Consider the following 17566-nt stretch of genomic DNA (forward strand, 5'->3'; position numbering starts at 1 on the left):
CTGACTCAGATGACGGGCGCAACAGAACCGCAGCATCGCGGTCATCCACCAGCCAGCCGGCCGCCATGCAACCGTCGCGACGGCATCACCGGGAAGTCATGGACAGCAGGCAGGCTATGCGTCATCTGCCGTAGAAGATCGTCCGACCCATGCTGGCGCAATACGTCTACCCCTCGAAAACCGGCCTGTTCCGCATCATCCGTCACGGTCGCCAGTGGCGCGCGCTGTGCGAGGAACAGGAAATCGGGCGGCACGAGACCGCCGAGTCCGCCTTGATCGCCGCCCGCATCGCCTGCCCGCAGGCCCGCTTGCCCGGCAAGCTGGCGCAGTGGCGCTATATCCCCGAACAGGCGCTGGCGCATTCGCGGGTGTCGGGTGAAGGCACGCGCTGGCGGCTGACGGGATGACACGCTTTTCCTCCCCTCCCTCTTGGGCCTGACGGGCGTTGAATCTCAGCCACGAACCCTTTGGCCCCATCGCCATTCCCGCGAAAGCGGGAATGGCGAGCAAAGAATGGCCTGATCGAGATTCGACGCCCATCAGGCCCTTTGGGGAGTGGGCTGGAGTGAGGGGCCAAGCTGGCGATCACGCCGAGCCCGAACCGGCTCGAATAAACACGTCCGCGGGTGCCCATCCCTCATCTCGATCCTCGCCCCAAAGGGGAGAGGAAGCAGGGCATCACTCCTGCGCGTTGATCACCGCCAGGAAGTCCCGCCCGTAACGCTTCAACTTGGCCTCGCCCACGCCGCTGATGGCGCCCAGCTCCGCTTCGTTGGACGGCAACGCCCGCAACATGGCGAGCAAGGTGGCGTCGTGGAAGATCACGTACGGCGGTACCCCATGCTGCCGGGCCAGTTGGACACGCAGCTTGCGCAGCTCCTCCCATAGCGGCTGCTCGTAGGCTTCCACGCCAAGACTGCCGCCCGTCACCAACTGGCTGTCCCGCCGCTTGCGCGAAGCCCGCGCCGGACGTGCATCCTCGCGCAGGCGCACGGAACGGTTGCCGGTGAGCACTTCGCGGCTGGCCTTGGTCAGGCGCAAGGTGCCAAAGCCTTCCGCATCGGCTTCCAAAAGCCCCATCGCCAGTAGTTGCCGAAACACCGACCGCCACTGCTTCTCGTCCATGTCGGCGCCGATGCCGAAGGTGGACAGGCGATCATGGCCAAGCTCGCTCATGCGCGAACTGTCCTCGCCGCGCAGGATGGCGATGACGTGTCCCGAACCAAAGCGCTGCCCACTGCGATAGACGGCGGATAGCGCCTTCTGCGCCGGCACGGTGGCGTCCCAGGTCTTGGGCGGTTCGATGCAGTTGTCGCAGCGACCGCAAGGACCGTGGAACGCCTCGCCGAACGCAGCCAACAGCAACTCGCGACGACATTGCGTGGCCTCGGCATAGGCCAGCAGCGACTCCAGCTTCTGCCGCTCCACCCGCTTGCGCTCGTCGGCCGATTCGGACTGGGCGATCATCTGGCTCATGGTGACCACGTCCGACAGGCCGTAGATCATCCAGGCATCGGCAGGCAGGCCATCGCGGCCGGCGCGGCCGGTTTCCTGGTAATAGCCCTCCATGCTGCGCGGCAGGTCCAGATGCGCCACGAAGCGCACGTCGGGCTTGTCGATGCCCATGCCGAACGCCACCGTGGCCACCATCACCAGGCCGTCCTCGCGCAGGAAGCGGCGCTGGTGCGCATGGCGCGTGGCGGCATCCAGGCCTGCGTGGTACGGCAAGGCATCGATGCCGGCCTCGGCCAGCCACGCCGCCGTCTCGTCCACCTTGCGGCGGCTGAGCGCGTACACGATGCCGGTTTCGCCACGGCGGCGCTCCAGGAAATCCATCAGCTGCCGCCGCGCGTTGTGGCGCAGGCCCACCTGGTAGCGGATGTTGGGGCGATCGAAGCTGGAGACGAACTGGCGGGCATCCTGCAGGGCCAGCCTCTCGACGATTTCCTCGCGCGTGCGATCGTCCGCCGTGGCGGTCAGCGCGATGCGCGGCACCTGCGGAAAGCGCTGGTGCAGCACCGCCAGCTCGCGGTACTCCGGCCGGAAATCATGCCCCCACTGCGAGACGCAATGCGCCTCGTCGATGGCGAACAGCGCCACTTCGGTACGTTCGAGCAGGCTGAGAAAACGCCCGGTGAGCAAACGCTCCGGCGCCACGTACAGCAGGTTCAGCTCACCGGCGAGCAGCCGCCGCTCCACCTCGCGCTGGTCTTCCGCGCCCAGGCTGGAGTTGAGGTACGCCGCCGCCACACCCGCCTCGCGCAGCGCGTCCACCTGATCCTGCATCAGCGCAATCAGCGGCGACACCACGATGCCGGTGCCTTGCCGCACCAACGCCGGAATCTGGTAGCACAACGACTTGCCGCCGCCGGTAGGCATCAGCACCAGCGCGTCGCCCCCGTCGATCAACTGCTCGACGATCGCCTGCTGCTGATCGCGGAACTGGGTGTAGCCGAAAATGCTGTGAAGAATGTCGTGGGCAGTAGGAAGCATCCCCGTGATGCTAGCAAATGCGGCTTGCGACGCCGACTTCCGGCATCGCCGTGATCCTCGTGGGGCGATGCAGGCGTCACTTCCTCGCGGGGAACGGACCCGCACAAGAAATAGATCACAGCAGAGCCCGGCGAACCCCGACAAGAGCGTCAGCCAATCAGGCATGGGCTTCAGTGCCCCGCAAAAACATGATGATAACGGCAAGAAATTGTGGGTGAGCTGAAGCAGCGCCCACAACGGGTGACCGAACCACACATGCGTCGGATCCCACTTGCCCACAGCCGCCGGGGAGCGACCTGTGCGCCATTCGAAATCATTGAGACGACGATCTCTGGGGAGTAATCAATTGAAATCGCTTGATCAAGGCAAGCTCGCCTTTGCCGTTCGCATGGCCTTGGCCATGGGTACCGCTATCGCCGCCGGACCGACGTTCGCGCAGAGCACATCGGGCAACATGCAAGCCAAGCCCGAATCCGCCAAGAACCTCGACGTAGTCACGGTGACCGGCTCGCGCATTCCTCGCACGGATATCGAGACCGCCCAGCCGGTCGTCACCATCGACCGCAAGCAGATCGAGAACCAGGGCTTCACCTCGGTCGCCGACATCCTGCAGAACCTCACCGAGGTGGGTACGCCGCAGATCAGCCGCGCCAATGCCTTGTCTTCCGGCGAAAACGTGGGCGGTTACTACGTGGACTTGCGCAACCTGGGCGCCAATCGCACCTTGATCCTGATCAACGGCAAGCGCCTTGGCCAGAATACGACCGGACTGCAGGACCTCGGCCAGATTCCGGTGTCGGCCATCGAACGCATCGAAGTGCTTAAGGATGGCGGCTCGTCGATCTACGGCTCGGACGCCATCGCCGGCGTGGTGAACGTGATCACCCGCAGCAACTTCACCGGTGCGGAAGCCAACGCCTACGTCGGCGAGTACGAACAAGCCGATGGCAAGAAGCAGAGCTACGACTTCACCCTCGGCACCGCCAACGAGCGCGGCTCGATCATGTTGAGCGCGCAATACCAGAAGGACGATCCGGTCTGGGCCAAGGACCGCGACTTCAGCGCCTACCCGTCAGGCCCGAATCATCCGGAGCCCACCGCGGGATGGAGCGGCATCAGCCAGTACGGCTACATCGTGAAGGGCCCCTGCGGCCCCGGTGGCAAGGCGGCGAGCTGCACCCTGACGCCGGGCACCGATCCGCGCAATATCGCCAACTATCACCCGCTCACGCCCGCCCAGTACGCCAACACCAACCAGCAGATGACGCTGCAGACCGGGACCGAGCGCACCTCGCTGTTCGTGGCCGGCAAGTACAACCTGGGCGACAACATCGCGTTCAAGTCCGATTTTCTCTACAACAAGCGCCGTACCTCCCAGCAGATCGCGGGCTATCCGTACCAATCGAGCGCGTTTGGCACGCCGATGTCGGCCGAAAGCTATTTCAATCCGCTGGGCAAGGAACTGAACTTCGTCCGCCGCGGCTGGGAAATGCCCCGCACCACTGACAGCGAGCTGGAGACCTATCGCTGGACAGCCGGTTTCGAGGGATATTTTGATTTTGGCGGGCATACCTGGAACTGGGATGCCGGCGTCATGACCAACCGCAACGACATGCTGAAGAACGGCCACGGCGACTTCAACCTGGTTGCGGTCGGCAATGCCGTGGGGCCGTCCTTCCTGGGTTCGGACGGCAAGGTCCATTGCGGCACCGCCGCCAAGCCGTCCACCGGCTGCGTGCCGTGGAACCCACTACTGCCCTACGGCCAGGCGGGCGTCGGCTCGCTGGCCGACCCGGCGGTGCAGCAATACCTGTTCCCCGAGTACCACGACACCGGCAAGACCACCACGACCGACTACGCGGCAAACCTGGCCGGCACGCTGTTCTCGCTGCCAGCCGGCGATCTCGGCCTTGCCGTGGGCGTGGAGTCCCGCCACGAGGATGGTCGCTTCGTACCGGACGCATTCAATCAGGCCGGCCTGAGTTCGGGCCTGGCGGCCACCACGACATCGGGCAAGTACTCGGTGAAGGAGGCCTACCTGGAGCTGGACGTGCCGTTGCTGAAGGACATGACGATGGCGCGCGAGCTGTCGGTCGACATGGCCTCGCGCTACTCCCACTACGACAACTTCGGCAGCACCACCAACAGCAAGTTCGGCCTCAAGTGGAAGCCGATCGAGGACCTGCTGGTGCGTGGCAGCTGGTCGCAGGGCTTCCGTGCGCCCACCATCTCCGACCTGTACGGCGGCATCGGCAGCAGCTTCGAGTCCTATATCGATCCCTGCGACGCGAAGCGAGGCGCCGCGCATGGCAACCCGTCCGTGGCGACTCGGTGCGGCTCGGGCTTCGGCGGCCAGGCGCCGGTGGCGGCGAACTATGTGCAGTTGGGCCAGGCTTCCCTGCCCTGTACGACGTATCCCTGCCAGACCGGCTACCAGTTCACCAACGGCTCCAACCCCAACCTGACGCCGGAAACCGCCACCACCCGCACGCTGGGCCTGATCTACAGCCCGCACTACCTGGAGGGCTTCGACGTCTCGCTGGACTGGTACAAGATCGACATCAAGCACGTGATCAGCGCGGATACGGTGCAGAACATCCTGGACGATTGCTACCAGGCCGGCATTGCATCGCGCTGCTCCAGCTTCCAGCGCGACCCGGCGACCGGCGTCATCACCAACATGTACTACGGGTTGACCAACAAGGGCTGGGAGAAGACCGCGGGCTACGACTTCGGCGTGAACTACCGCTTTTCCATCGCGTCGGCAGGCCAGTTCGCGGCGCGCTGGAATACCACCTACGTCGATTACCTCAATATCAAGGCGGACGACAACCCGGCCACCAAGGTCCAACCGCTCACCGGAAACAATGCCAATTTCCGCGTGCGCTCCAACCTCAGCCTGGACTGGACCCGCGGCATTTTCGGCGCGACCTGGACGGTGCGCTACTACTCCGGCATGACGGAGAAGTGCTCGTTCACCACCGAGTGCAACGAGCCCGATCACGTGGACCCGTTCTATGGCGTGCAACCGATGCGCCACGTGGCCAGCACTACCTTCAACGATGTGCAGTTCCGCTGGAGCATGCCGTGGAAGGGGGTGATCTCGGTGGGCGCCAACAATGTGTTCGACAAGGTCGGCCCCATCATGTACTCCAAGCCAAACAGCTCGTTCGTGTATTACGGCGGCTTCGACATCGGCCGCCTCTACTACCTCAAGTACACGCAGCGCTTCTAGCCGATACGGAGGCACCACCACGGGGCGGCCCGGCAATGGGCCGCCCTATTGGCGTTCAGTCCGGCGCGCCCCACAAGGCTCGATCAAGGTCGGCATCCAACCCGAAGGCGGACAGCGCCACGCGGCCGTTCTTCACCTCGACGCCTTCCGCCCGCAGCAGCCAGCATTGTTCGCGAAAGCCGCGGCTGCCCGGTGGCATCGCGATATGGCCGCTGGCCCGCAGCACGCGATACCACGGCAACACCATGCCCTCGGGCACTTCGCCCAGCAGCCGTCCCACCAGGCGCGCCCGCCCGGGCAGGCCGGCGCGTGCGGCGATGGCGCCATAGCTGGCAACGCGGCCACGGGGAATGGCGGCGATGGCGGCATAGACGCGGGCATGGGCGTCGTCGATGGCGCTATGCATGATCTTCAACAGGCTCTTTACACCGGGTCGTGGCACAGTAGCGGCGCTTAATCCGCCTGCCAAGGAGATCGCACCATGCGCCACTTTGAAGCCGTGCGTTCCCATATCGGCAGCCTGCACCAGCTGCGTCACAACGATCCGTACCTGATCAGCTTCGACCTGACGCTGCCGCACGACCGGCACCAGGGCATCTATCTCGCCGAACTGGAAGACGAAGCCGGCGGACGCTATCTGCGCATCTCCACGCCGGTGGGCCCGCTGGCCGGCGCCGATCCGCGCCGCTGCCTGCGTTTCAACTGGGAGCAACGCAAGGGCTTCCTGGCCGTGGCGGACCTGGATGGCTCGCCCTACCTGCACCTGTGCGAAAACCGTCCGTACGAACTGCTGGATGCCGCCGAACTGAAGCGCCTGATCGAAGAGCTGGGCGCACTGGGCGATCAGCTGGAGCGGATCGTCGCCATGGGTGGCGACGCCCTTTAGGCGCACGTTGCAGGCACGCGCTCGGTGCGCGACAAGCCTAAGGAGCGACAACTCCGTGATCGCGCACCGGGTGCGCTCCTGCAAATGAGACCATTCGACGCTTAGAACAGCTGGGCGAGCCGCACCATGCCATAGGCCAGCACGGCGGTGACAGGCAGCGTGAGGATCCACGCCCACACCATGCGCTCCACCACCGACCAGCGAATCGCGTTCCAGCGCTTGGCTGCGCCCACGCCCATGATCGAGGCCGATACGTTGTGCGTGGTCGACACCGGAATACCGAAGGCGGAAGCGGTGAGAATGACCGCGGCAGAACTGCCTTCCGCCGCGAAGCCGTTGATGGGATGCAGCTTCACCATCTTGTGGCCCAACGTCTTGATGATGCGCCAGCCGCCGCCGGCGGTACCCGCAGCCATGGTCAGCGCGCAGACCACCGCCACCCACGAAGGCACACTGAAACCGCCATCCGTGGAACCCTGGATGCGCAGGAAGCCCAGCCACGCCGGCAGTCCTTCGAACTGACCCGCCGCGGTGGCGCCGGCCAGGGCCAGCGCGATGATGCCCATGCTCTTCTGCGCGTCGTTCATGCCGTGCGCCAGGCCCATGGCGCTGGCCGAAACGATCTGCGCCTTGCCGAAGAAGCTGTTGACGAAAGGCGTGCGGCCGAACCGCCGCAGGAATCCGGTACGACTGGAAAACCAGCTCAGCAGCGCATACAGGCCGCCCATCAACAGGAAGCCGATGATGAAGCCCATCAGGGGCGATATCACCATGGGCAACACCACCTTGGGCACCACGCCATTGCCCTGCCACCAGTGCGTGCCGGCCCACTGCCACCAGATCACCGAGGCGAAATTATTGCCGGAAGCGGCGATGGCCGAGCCGACCAGCGCACCCACCAGCGCGTGGCTGGAGCTGGACGGCAAGCCCAGCCACCAGGTGATGAGGTTCCACACGGTGGCCGCCAGCAAGGCGCAGATCAGCAATTGCGGTCCCGCCGCAATCACATGGGTGTCGATAAGGCCGGCCGCGATGGTCTTGGCCACCGCCGTACCCCACAACGCACCGATGAGATTGGTGATCGCCGCCATCAGCACGGCCTGGCCGGGCGTCAGCACCTTGGTCGCCACCACGGTGGCGATGGAGTTGGCGGTGTCGTGGAAACCGTTGATATAGGTGAAGGCCAGTGCGATGAACACTACGGCCAGGGCAAGACCGATGCTCATGCGCGACCCTCACGCACGACGCCGGAAGCCCGGAACGACACCGGGCAACGCAAATGCAAGGAGATCATCAGGCCGTGCCTCAGGAGTTCTTCAGCACAATCGAATAGACGGTGTTGCCCACGTCGCGGCACTTGTCGATGGCCTTTTCGAGCAGCTCGAACAAGTCCTTCGCCAGCATGGCGCGCATGGCATCGTTGCCTTCCACGTAGAGCGTGCGGTATGGCGAGAGCAGCATGCGGTCGCCTTCCGATTCCAGCGTCTGCAGGCGGTCCTGCAGCTTCTTCACCGGGTCGATGCGCAGGCCGCGGCGCAGTTCGCCGATCATCTCCGACACCACCGTGGCGGCACGCTCCAGCACCAGGGCGCGCGCGCCGAAATCCACATCGCTCAAGCGGTCGGCCACGATCTCGTAGCGCTCGGCGAATTTCTCGATGGTCTTGGGAATCTTGTACAGCGCGGAGTTGAGCGCCTCGATGTCCTCGCGGTCGAGCGCGGTGACGAAGGTGTTGACCAGTTCCTCGCTGATCTGCCCGGCAAGTGCCTTCTCGCGCGCCCGTGCGGCGGCAAAGGCGGCCATCACCGGCGCATGATCCTTGCGCGTGACCAGTTCATGCAGGGCCTTGGCGCTCTCGCGCGCCGCCTCGGCGCTTTGCTCGAGCAGGCCATAGAACTTGTCGCCTTTGCCGAAAATCGTTTGCAATGAAAACATGCGGTTATTGCCTGGGGTGCGGGGATGCCGAAATGACGGGTATGTTACAGGACGCCCCTGCCGCACCGCATCACGCCCCCAACGGGGCGCTGGCGCCCGCCACAGCCCTCGATTCGCCGCTTAGGCCTTACACTGCGTCTCATGCCCACAAGCGACCTCTCTAGCGACCGGCCGCCCCGATGCTGACCGAAATCGCGCTCGTCATCGTCCTTTCGCTGTTCAACGGCTTCTTTGCGCTCTCCGAAATGGCGCTGGTGGCCTCGCGCAAGACCCGCCTCAAGCAGATGGCGCGCACCAGCCGGCGTGCCCGCGCGGCGCTGCGGCATGCGGAGGCGCCGGAACGCTTCCTGTCCACCGTGCAGGTAGGCATGACCCTGGTGATCCTGATCACCGGCGCCCTGGCCGGCGACGCGCTGGGCGACCACATCGCCACGGCCATCCACGGCGGACGCGCCGCCTGGATCGAGCCCTATGCCAAGGTCATCGGGCTGGCCCTGGGCTTCGCGCTGATCTCCTTCATCCAGATCGTGATCGGCGAGCTGGTGCCCAAGCGCCTGGCCCTGTCCGCCCCCGAGGTGATCTCCGGCCACGTGGCCGTGCCCATGCTGGTGCTGTCGCGCGCCGCCGCCCCCTTCGTGTGGCTGCTCAATGTCTCCAGCAGCGCCCTGCTGCGCCTGCTGCACGTGCATGGACGCGGCAGCGACGTGGCGACGGAAGAGGAAATCCGCCTGCTGGTCGCCGAAAGCGCCGAGCATGGCGTGCTGGATCGCGACGAGCACAACATGGTCAACCGCGTGCTGCGCCTGGGCGACCGCACCGTCGACAGCATGATGACGCCGCGCACCCGCATCGTGTGGCTGGACCAGGCGGCCGGCTATGCCGAGAACGTCGAGATCCTGCGCAGCACGCCGTACTCGCGCTACCCGGTCTATCGCGGCGACGAGAGCGATGTCCTGGGCGTGGTCGAGGTGAAGCGCCTGCTGCGCGGCTACGCCGAGGGCAAGCCGGATATCTTCGGGCAGTTGTCCAAGCCGCTCTACGTGCCCGCCACCGCGCGCGCGCTCGACCTGCTGGAGGAATTCCGCGACGCGGAAACCCAGCTGGCCCTGGTGGTGGACGAGTACGGCGACATCGTGGGCCTGGTGACGCTCAACGACCTGCTGGCCGCCATCGTCGGCGCCACCCAGCTGGGCAGCAGCGGGGCAGAGGAACACCAGTTGATCGTGCAGCGCGAGGACGGCAGCTGGCTGGTCGACGGCTCACTGTCCACCGACGACCTGCGCGAACTGCTGCACGTGGACGCCCTGCCCGGCGAAGCGGAACACGAGTACCGCACCGCCGCCGGCATGGTCATGGCCGCGCTGGGCCATATCCCGCAAACGGGCGAGGTGTTCGAGTGGCGCGGCTTCCGCGTGGAAGTGGTGGACCTGGACGGCGCCCGCATCGACAAGCTGCTGATCACCCCGGTGCCGCAGATCGATGCGGATGAGGATGGGTTTTGAAGGTTCGCCGTAGGAGCGTAGCCTGTGCGCGACCGCCAGCCAGGTTGGTCGCGCACAGGCTGCGCTCCCACTTTTAGTCCTTGTTGCCCTTCAGGGTCGTGTTGGCGATCTGCGCCATGCGCTGCGCATCGGCGAAGATGCCGTGCATCACGCGCAGTTCGCGCTCGTCCATCTGGGCGCGCTGGAACAGCTTGCGCAGGCGCAACATGATGGTGGTCGGCGCCCGGCCCTTGTGGAAGTCGATGTCATCGAGCATCTGGGCCAGGTGTTCGTAGAAGCGCTCCATCTGCGCGGCATCGGCCGGCGGTTCGGCATCCGCGCGCACCGGCGCGGCGACCTCGCCCAGCGACGCCACGCGCAGCTCATAGGCCATCACCTGCACCGCCTGCGACAGGTTGAGCGAGCTGAAATCGTCCACGCTGGGGATGCGCACCATCGCGTGGCAGCGCGCCAGCTCCTCGTTTTCCAGGCCGGTGCGCTCATTGCCGAACACCAACGCCACCTGCTCACCGCGGGCGGCCGCAACCAGCGCACGGCGGGCGGCCTCGCGGGGGGAGATCTCTTCCAGGTCCACGCCGCGGCGACGGGCCGACAGCCCCAGCGCCAGGCTGGTGCCAGCCAGGGCTTCCACCAGACCCTCGCTGACCACTGCCCCTTCGAGCACATCGTCGGCGCCGGCCGCCAGCGCCGAGGCCTCGCGGTCGGGGAAGCGGAACGGCGAGACCAGCGCCATGCGGCCGAAGCCCATGGTGCGCATGGCCCGCGCCGAGCTGCCGATATTGCCCGGATGCGAGGTGCGCACCAGCACGTAGCGGATGCGGGCGGCGAGGTCGGTGTCGGGGCTCATCGGCGGGGCTTATCGCGGCAAAACGGGCGCAAAGCTTGGAAACTGCGGGCCCGCCTGTCAAACCCGGCCATCCCGCCGCACCCGGCCGGACTGTCTCCTGGCGCGCTCTCTGGTAGACTTCGCGGCCGAAACCCCCGTTCTTTCGAAAGTCGAAGCCATGCCCAGACCCGCCGTCAATGTCGCGGTGCGCGCCGCGCGCTCCGCAGGAAACATCATCCTGCGCTACATGAACCGTATCGACGGCCTCAATGTCGTCGAAAAGCAACGCATGGACTTCGCCTCGGAAGTCGACAAGCTTGCCGAAGCCGAGATCGTCAAGGAACTCAAGCGCGCCTACCCCACCCACGCCTTTCTCGCCGAGGAAAGCGGCGCCATGGGCAAGGGACCGCTGGTGTGGGTGATCGACCCGCTCGACGGCACCCACAACTACCTGCGCGGCATCCCGCACTTCTGCGTCTCGATCGCCCTGCTCGACAAGGGTGAGCCGGTCTACGCCGTGGTGTTCGACCCGCTGCGCGACGAGCTGTTCACCGCCAGCAAGGGCGACGGCGCCTACCTCAACGACCGCCGCATCCGCGTCAGCAAGCGCGAGAACCTGGGCGGCGCCATGATCGCCACCGGCTTTCCCTACCGGCAGCGCTCGCACCTCGACGCTCAGCTGGATATGACCCGCGCCATCCTCGGCCAGGCCGAAGACATCCGCCGCTCCGGCTCGGCCGCGCTGGACCTGGCCTACACCGCCGCGGGCCGCTACGACGGCTTCTTCGAGATCGGCCTCAAGCCGTGGGACATGGCCGCCGGCGCCCTGCTGGTGCGCGAGGCCGCGGGCCGCTACTGCGATTTCGCCGGCCGCGACGGCATTCCGGAAAGCGGCAACATCGTCGCCGGCAACATGCACGTGGTGCAGGCGATGGTCGATGCCATCAGCGCCAATGCCACGCCGCGGTTGTTGATGGCCTAAGCGCACATCAGCCGATAGACAAAAGGCGCCCTCCGGGCGCCTTTTGCTTTTCTGCAGGAGCGCACCCTGTGCGCGACCACAGATTAGAGATGCGTGGTACTGCTCCGTAGGCTTGTCGCGCACAGAGTGCGCTCCTACAAAGAGGTCGGTGGCTCCGCGTCGCGCAGGAATCCACGCAGGAATGGCACGGTGATGCGCCGCTGCGCCGCCAGCGAGGCTTGGTCCAGCCGGTCGAGCAGATCCAGCAACGCCCCCAGGTCGCGCGCGTAGCGGGTGAACAACCAGTCCAGCACGGTGTCGTCCAGCTCGATGCCGCGCAAGGCGGCCTGCCGCTGCAGCACGGCGCGGCGTTCGGCATCGTCCAGCGGCTTGAGCAGGGCCTGCTGGCAGGCGCCCAGGCGCGAGCGCAGATCGGGCAGGCTGAGCCCCAGTTGGGAAGGCAGCGCTTCGGCACCGAACAGCAGGGCCGCCCCCTCGGCCTTGGCGCGGTTGTAGACGTCGAACAGCGCGTGCTCGGCCTCGCGGTCGCCGGCAATCGCGCCGAGATCATCCAGCGCCAGGAATTCGCTGCCGGCCACACCGCGTATGGCCGCCGCCTTGTCGCGCAGGCTGGCCAGCGGCAGGTACTGCACCGTGCGCCCGCCTTCGACGGCCACCTGGCAGGCGGATACCAGCAGATGGCTCTTGCCGCTGCCGGCCGGGCCGCACACATAGAGCCACGGCGTGCCAGGCACGTTCGCCAACTGCACCACGGCGGCGAGCGTGGCGGCGTTGGCGCCGGGATGGAAATGTTCGAAGCGCTGGCGACGTGGCCAGCGCAGGGCAAGCGGCAACTGCGGAATCATGGGGGTGGTACTTCTTCCTTCTTGCCGGTGTGGCTGACGACGGTATCCGTCTCCACCGCACCGTCCGCGGTCTCCACCACGACGTCGACTTCGGCGAGCACCGGATCGCCCTCGCCTTCTTCGGTATACAGATCGCTCTGCCGGTAACGCTCGGTCAGGTAACGCAGCACCACCAGGATCACCGACGCCGCCGGCAAGGCCAGCAGCACGCCGAGGAAGCCGAACAGGTAGCCGCCCGCCAGCACGGCAAAGATCACCGCCACCGGATGCAGGCCGATCTTCTCGCCCACCAGCCGCGGTACCAGCACGTAGCCTTCCAGCAGCTGGCCGGCGGTGAAAATACCCACCACCAGCAGTACGTGGTTCCAGTCACCGTACTGCACCAGGGCGGCGACCAGCGCCGAACCGAAACCCACGATGAAACCCAGGTACGGCACGAAGCTCAGCAGGCCGGCGATCATGCCGATCAACGGACCCACCGACAGCCCGATGATGGTCAGCGCGGCGCCGTAGAAAATACCCAGCGCCAGCATCACCAGCAGCTGGCCGCGCACGAAGGCGCCCAGCACGTTGTCGGCCTCGCGCGCGAGATGCGCGATGGTGGGCTCGATCGAGCGCGGCAGCATGCGGTCGATCCACGACACCAGGCGGTCCCAGTCGCGCAGCAGATAGAACGCCACCACCGGGATCAGCACCAGGTTGGTCAGCCACAGCACCACGCCGAGGCTGGAACGGGAAATCTCGCCGAGCACTGTGGATGCGGCGCCGCCAATCGAGCCGATGTGCTCCTTCAGCTGCGCCATCAGCTGGTCGGTATCGAAGGCGCGCGGATCGAGGTGCAGCTTGGCCTGCAGCCAGGGCATCGCGGTGTTGCGCACCCAGTCCACGTAGTGCGGCAGGTTCTGCACCAGGTTGTCGACCTGGCGCGAGATCAGCGGGATCAGCAGCAGCAAGGCGCCGACCGTGAGCAGCAACAGCACCACGAAAACGATGGTCACCGCCAGCGTGCGGCCCAGCCCGAGGCGCTGCAGGCGATGGGCCAGTGGATCGCCGAGATAGGCGAGCATGCCGGCGAACGCGAACGGCATCAGCATCGGCGCCAACAGCCAGAACACATAGATGATGGCCGCGGTGATCGCGAGCATCTGCCAACGGCGGGAGGTGTCATGAGTCATCGGTATGGCTCATCGCATGGGGTTGGGCAGTGTGCCCCACTGCCTCGCGAAAGGCGAACAGGCGCTCAGTGGACCCAGCGCAGGCTGGCGTCGGCATCGGTGTGGGTATCGCCACGCAGCAGGCGCCCGCCAGCGGCGAGATTGGCCGACAGCGCATCCATCGGCAGGCTGGACTTGACCGCGAACAGCATGCCATCGCCCTGCGCGCTCAGCGTACTGACCTGGCGCACCGACGGGTCGGCACGCAGGGTGGCCAGCAGGTTGGCGTAATCGTTGGCCGAGTTGACCTGCGATACCCACAACTTGCCGTCGATGGTGGCCGATCCGATCACGTTGAGCTGCTTGCCCAGGCGGTCGGCGAGGCCGTTGCCGGCATCGGTGAGCACGGCCGCGTTGTTCGCGCCCTCACTGCTCCAGCGCTGCTGCGGACCGCCGGACACCAGCACCCAGTCGGCCCCGTTGGGGCGCAACTGGCCCAGCAGGATCAGGCCGGTCTTGTACTGGCGGGCCAGCGCGGCCAGCTGATCGGGCTCGGCCGTGGCGAGGTTGGGCGTATCGCCGGTCTTGCCCGGGTCGGCCAGGATGGTGCTGTAGCCCTTGGCCGCCACCGCCTGGGTGAGCGCGGCCAGGGCATCGCGGGTGAGCACGCTGCCGTCCTCGTCGCGCACCACCAGCAACACGGGCGGCTTGGAGCCGGCGCTGGCCACGCCCATCTGTTGCACGGCGCGCTGCACGGCTGCCTGGTCGAAGGTCACCTGCAGGCTCAGCCCGGTGGCAGCCCGCTGGTACTGGAACTGCTGCACGATGCCGGACGCCCCCTTGAGCACGTCGGGGTAGCCGGGCTTGCTGCTGAGGTCCTGGCCGCCGGAGGTGCGGGCCAGCACCTGGGCCAGCGCATCGCTGAAGGCATTGTTGCGGGCCGCGTCGCTGGTATCGGCGACCGAAACCACCACGGTATACGGCGACACCTGCCCCTGTGCATGCACGGACAACAGCGGGGCAAAGCCCAGCACGAAACAGACCAACAGCAGGCGGGACAGACGCATGGGGAGCGATATCCGGAGGGAAACCCTGGGAAGTCTGCCCAATCCGGGCGGCAGCGTCCATCGAAAGCGTCCCGCTTCGGTGAGCGCCCCGACCACGCCGTCCCGCCTGCTTCGCTGCTACAATTCATCGTTTCTCCACGCCGGGTTACCCCCATGTCCGACGCCCTCACCTACCGCGCCGCTGGCGTCGACATCGACGCGGGCAATGCCGTGGTCGAACGCATCAAGCCGCTGGTCAAGCGCACGTTTCGTCCCGAAGTGATGGGCGGCCTGGGCGGCTTCGGCGGCCTGTTCGACCTGTCCGGCCGCTTCAAGGAGCCGGTGCTGGTGTCCGGCACCGATGGCGTGGGCACCAAGCTCAAGCTCGCCCAGCAGCTGGGCCGCCACGACACCATCGGCATCGACCTGGTCGGCATGTGCGTCAACGACGTGCTGGTGCAGGGCGCCGAGCCGCTGTTCTTCCTCGACTACTTCGCCACCGGCAAGCTGGACGTGGACACCACGGTGGCCGTGGTCGGCGGCATCGCCAAGGGTTGCGAGCTGGCCGGCTGCGCCCTGATCGGCGGCGAAACCGCCGAGATGCCCGACATGTATCCGCCGGGCGAATACGACCTGGCCGGCTTCACCGTGGGCGCCGTGGAAAAGTCGCAGCTGCTCAGCGGCGACAGCATCGTGGCTGGCGACGTGATCCTGGGCGTGGCCTCCTCCGGCCCGCACTCCAACGGCTATTCGCTGATCCGCAAGATCGTCGAACGCGCCGGCCGCCCGCTGGAGCTGGACCTTGGCGGCGTGACGCTGGCCGACGCGCTGATGGCGCCGACCACCATCTATGTGAAGCCGATGCTGGACCTGCTGAAGCAGCAGCCCGTCCACGGCATGGCCCACATCACCGGTGGCGGCCTCAAGGAAAACATCATCCGCGTGGTGCCCGATGGCCTGGGCATCCAGCTGGAGGCCTCGGCCATCGTGCTGCCGCCGGTGTTCGAGTGGCTGATGCGCGAAGGCAACGTGGCGCGCGAGGAAATGTGGCGCACCTTCAACTGCGGCATCGGCTTCACCGTCATCCTGCCGCGCGATGCGGCCGCGGGCGCCTCGGCGCTGCTGGCCAGGCATGGCCTGGCCAGCGCGGTGATCGGCGAGATCGTGCCCGCCCGGGGCGACGAGCGCGTCCATATCGGCTGAACCCGTGTCCGCATCGCGTCTAAGTGTCGCCGTGCTCGCCTCCGGGCGCGGCAGCAACCTGCAGGCCCTGATCGCCGCCCGTGATGCGGGCGAGCTGCCGGTCGACTTCGTGGTGGTCGGCAGCGACAAGGCCCAAGCGGGCGCGTTGCAGCTGGCCAGGGATGCCGGCATCCCAACCTTCACGCTCAACCCGAAGGATTACCCCAGCCGGCGCGATTACGACCTGGCACTGTTCCGGCGCCTGGACGCCAGCGGCGCGCAGGTGCTGGTGCTGGCCGGCTTCATGCGCATCATCGACGGCGAGGCCTTGAAGCCCTGGGTGGGGCGGATGATCAACGTCCACCCATCCCTGCTGCCCAAGTACCGGGGCCTGCATACGCATCGCCGCGCCCTGGAAGCGGGCGACGCCGAACACGGGGCCAGCGTGCACTATGTAACGGCCGAACTGGATGGCGGCCCGGTGATTGCGCAGGCACGCATCGACATCCTGCCGGGCGACGACGAGCACGTGCTGGCCCAGCGCCTGCTCGCCTTCGAACACCAACTGCTGCCCGCGGTATTGCGACTGATCGCGCAGGACCGGCTGGCGCTGCTGCCGCCCGACCGCATCGCCCTGGACGGCCAGGCGCAGTCCGAACCGCTGCAACTTCGCAACGGCGTCCTGGTTGACTTAAGTCCGGCGCGCCTCTCTACAACTCGTTCAGGATGAACACGTAGACTGCGGCCCCATGACCTCAACCACCGCTCTCCGCACATTCGCCGCCGGCCTGGTGTTGGCCTTCTCCACCACCGCCGCCCTTGCCGCCACGCCTACCCCGTTCACCGCGACCTATCAGGTTTCGCAGGGCGGCCAGGTCATCGGCGAGGCCGTGGTCACCCTCAAGCCGGCAGGCAACGGCCAGTGGGAATACAGCAACCAGACCCATGGCACCTCGGGCCTGGCTGCCGCGCTGGGCGCCAATTCCATCGAAACGACGCGCTTTCGCTGGAACAACAACGTGCCGGAGACGGTGACCTACGACTACCACATGGACGCCGCCATCAAGAGCAAGCAGCGCCATACCGAAGTCAACTGGACCACCAGCCAGGTCACCGTGGATGAGGGCAAAGGCCCGATGAGCTACGCCAGCGTGCCCGGCATGGTGGATCGCAACACCACTCCGCTGGCCATTGGCCTGGCGTTGCGCGGCGGCAAGCAGGCGGTCGAGCTGCCAGTCGCGGTGAAGCGCAATGTCGAAACCCAGCAGTTCAAGGTCGCCGCCAAGGAGACCGTGAAAGTCCCCGCCGGCAGCTTCCAGACCGAGCGGGTGGAACGCAGCGACAACGACAAGGCCTTCAGTGCCTGGTACGCCCCGCAGAAGTATCCGGTGCCGGTGAAGCTGGCACAGAGCGATGGCGGCAACCTGGAGCTGCAACTGGTGAGCTTCAAGAGCGGCAACTGACCGCTTCACCATTCGTC

16 protein-coding genes are annotated in these 17566 nt (G+C 66.5%); 8 read left to right on the top strand and 8 right to left on the bottom strand.

Annotation, left to right across the window (positions count from 1 at the left end; translation table 11 throughout):
- The first annotated feature begins 149 nt into the window (after nucleotides 1–149).
- Complete coding sequence (locus MJ606_RS01720) at nucleotides 150–407, top strand: hypothetical protein (protein ID WP_243047686.1); 258 nt, start codon at nucleotides 150–152, stop codon at nucleotides 405–407.
- A gap of 271 nt (nucleotides 408–678) precedes the next feature.
- Here the strand turns inward: MJ606_RS01720 and recQ are convergent, their stop codons facing one another.
- Nucleotides 679–2493, bottom strand: a complete 1815-nt coding sequence (recQ, locus tag MJ606_RS01725; protein ID WP_243047687.1) for a DNA helicase RecQ — start codon at nucleotides 2491–2493, stop codon at nucleotides 679–681.
- A gap of 388 nt (nucleotides 2494–2881) precedes the next feature.
- On the opposite strand from recQ, the gene MJ606_RS01730 reads away from it, so the two are divergent.
- A complete protein-coding gene (locus MJ606_RS01730) occupies nucleotides 2882–5728 on the top strand; it encodes a TonB-dependent receptor (RefSeq protein ID WP_243048560.1) in 2847 nt (948 codons plus the stop codon).
- Between the two features lie 55 nt (nucleotides 5729–5783).
- Here the strand turns inward: MJ606_RS01730 and MJ606_RS01735 are convergent, their stop codons facing one another.
- Complete coding sequence (locus MJ606_RS01735; RefSeq protein WP_243048561.1) at nucleotides 5784–6122, bottom strand: MGMT family protein; 339 nt, start codon at nucleotides 6120–6122, stop codon at nucleotides 5784–5786.
- An 87-nt stretch (nucleotides 6123–6209) separates the two neighbouring features.
- On the opposite strand from MJ606_RS01735, the gene MJ606_RS01740 reads away from it, so the two are divergent.
- Nucleotides 6210–6614, top strand: coding sequence for a hypothetical protein (locus MJ606_RS01740; RefSeq protein WP_243047688.1), 405 nt, complete (start codon nucleotides 6210–6212; stop codon nucleotides 6612–6614).
- A gap of 101 nt (nucleotides 6615–6715) precedes the next feature.
- Here MJ606_RS01740 and MJ606_RS01745 read toward each other — a convergent pair whose 3' ends face one another.
- Together MJ606_RS01745 and MJ606_RS01750 are read right to left on the bottom strand one after the other, a co-directional pair.
- The gene (locus tag MJ606_RS01745; RefSeq protein ID WP_243047689.1) at nucleotides 6716–7840 is read right to left on the bottom strand and encodes an inorganic phosphate transporter; all 1125 of its coding nucleotides are present in this window, start codon (nucleotides 7838–7840) and stop codon (nucleotides 6716–6718) included.
- A 79-nt stretch (nucleotides 7841–7919) separates the two neighbouring features.
- On the bottom strand, nucleotides 7920–8549 hold the full coding sequence (locus tag MJ606_RS01750) for a pit accessory protein (RefSeq protein ID WP_243047690.1): 630 nt from the start codon (nucleotides 8547–8549) through the stop codon (nucleotides 7920–7922).
- 179 nt (nucleotides 8550–8728) lie between these two features.
- On the opposite strand from MJ606_RS01750, the gene MJ606_RS01755 reads away from it, so the two are divergent.
- Nucleotides 8729–10051, top strand: a complete 1323-nt coding sequence (locus MJ606_RS01755) for a hemolysin family protein (RefSeq protein WP_243047691.1) — start codon at nucleotides 8729–8731, stop codon at nucleotides 10049–10051.
- 73 nt (nucleotides 10052–10124) lie between these two features.
- Here the strand turns inward: MJ606_RS01755 and MJ606_RS01760 are convergent, their stop codons facing one another.
- Nucleotides 10125–10898 (bottom strand): RNA methyltransferase, encoded by a 774-nt coding sequence (locus tag MJ606_RS01760; RefSeq protein ID WP_243047692.1) that lies wholly within the window; start codon nucleotides 10896–10898, stop codon nucleotides 10125–10127.
- A 157-nt stretch (nucleotides 10899–11055) separates the two neighbouring features.
- Here MJ606_RS01760 and MJ606_RS01765 point away from each other — a divergent pair, with 157 nt between their 5' ends.
- Nucleotides 11056–11859 carry an inositol monophosphatase family protein gene (locus tag MJ606_RS01765; RefSeq protein WP_243047693.1) on the top strand — a complete coding sequence of 268 codons (804 nt, stop codon included), beginning with the start codon at nucleotides 11056–11058 and terminating at the stop codon, nucleotides 11857–11859.
- Nucleotides 11860–11993: 134 nt separating this feature from the next.
- On the opposite strand, the gene hda is transcribed toward MJ606_RS01765, so the two are convergent.
- From hda to MJ606_RS01780, 3 genes are all read right to left on the bottom strand, one after another.
- Nucleotides 11994–12704, bottom strand: coding sequence for a DnaA regulatory inactivator Hda (hda, locus tag MJ606_RS01770; RefSeq protein WP_243047694.1), 711 nt, complete (start codon nucleotides 12702–12704; stop codon nucleotides 11994–11996).
- Entirely contained in the window at nucleotides 12701–13879 is a 1179-nt protein-coding gene (locus MJ606_RS01775; RefSeq protein WP_243047695.1) for an AI-2E family transporter, read from the bottom strand. The genes hda and MJ606_RS01775 overlap by 4 nt, the downstream gene beginning before the upstream one ends.
- 65 nt (nucleotides 13880–13944) lie before the next feature.
- Nucleotides 13945–14925 carry a DUF2066 domain-containing protein gene (locus tag MJ606_RS01780; protein ID WP_243047696.1) on the bottom strand — a complete coding sequence of 327 codons (981 nt, stop codon included), beginning with the start codon at nucleotides 14923–14925 and terminating at the stop codon, nucleotides 13945–13947.
- Between the two features lie 153 nt (nucleotides 14926–15078).
- Here MJ606_RS01780 and purM point away from each other — a divergent pair, with 153 nt between their 5' ends.
- From purM to MJ606_RS01795, 3 genes are read left to right on the top strand one after another with little or no spacing between them, the layout of a single operon-like run.
- Nucleotides 15079–16107: a phosphoribosylformylglycinamidine cyclo-ligase gene (purM, locus tag MJ606_RS01785; RefSeq protein WP_243047697.1), complete on the top strand. Its 1029-nt coding sequence runs from the start codon at nucleotides 15079–15081 to the stop codon at nucleotides 16105–16107.
- Nucleotides 16108–16111: 4 nt separating this feature from the next.
- On the top strand, nucleotides 16112–16816 hold the full coding sequence (gene purN / locus MJ606_RS01790; RefSeq protein WP_243047698.1) for a phosphoribosylglycinamide formyltransferase: 705 nt from the start codon (nucleotides 16112–16114) through the stop codon (nucleotides 16814–16816).
- A gap of 19 nt (nucleotides 16817–16835) precedes the next feature.
- Nucleotides 16836–17549 carry a DUF3108 domain-containing protein gene (locus MJ606_RS01795; protein ID WP_243047699.1) on the top strand — a complete coding sequence of 238 codons (714 nt, stop codon included), beginning with the start codon at nucleotides 16836–16838 and terminating at the stop codon, nucleotides 17547–17549.
- The last annotated feature ends 17 nt before the right edge of the window (nucleotides 17550–17566 follow it).

This window comes from Dyella sp. RRB7 (assembly GCF_022761115.1).
GTDB lineage: Bacteria > Pseudomonadota > Gammaproteobacteria > Xanthomonadales > Rhodanobacteraceae > Dyella.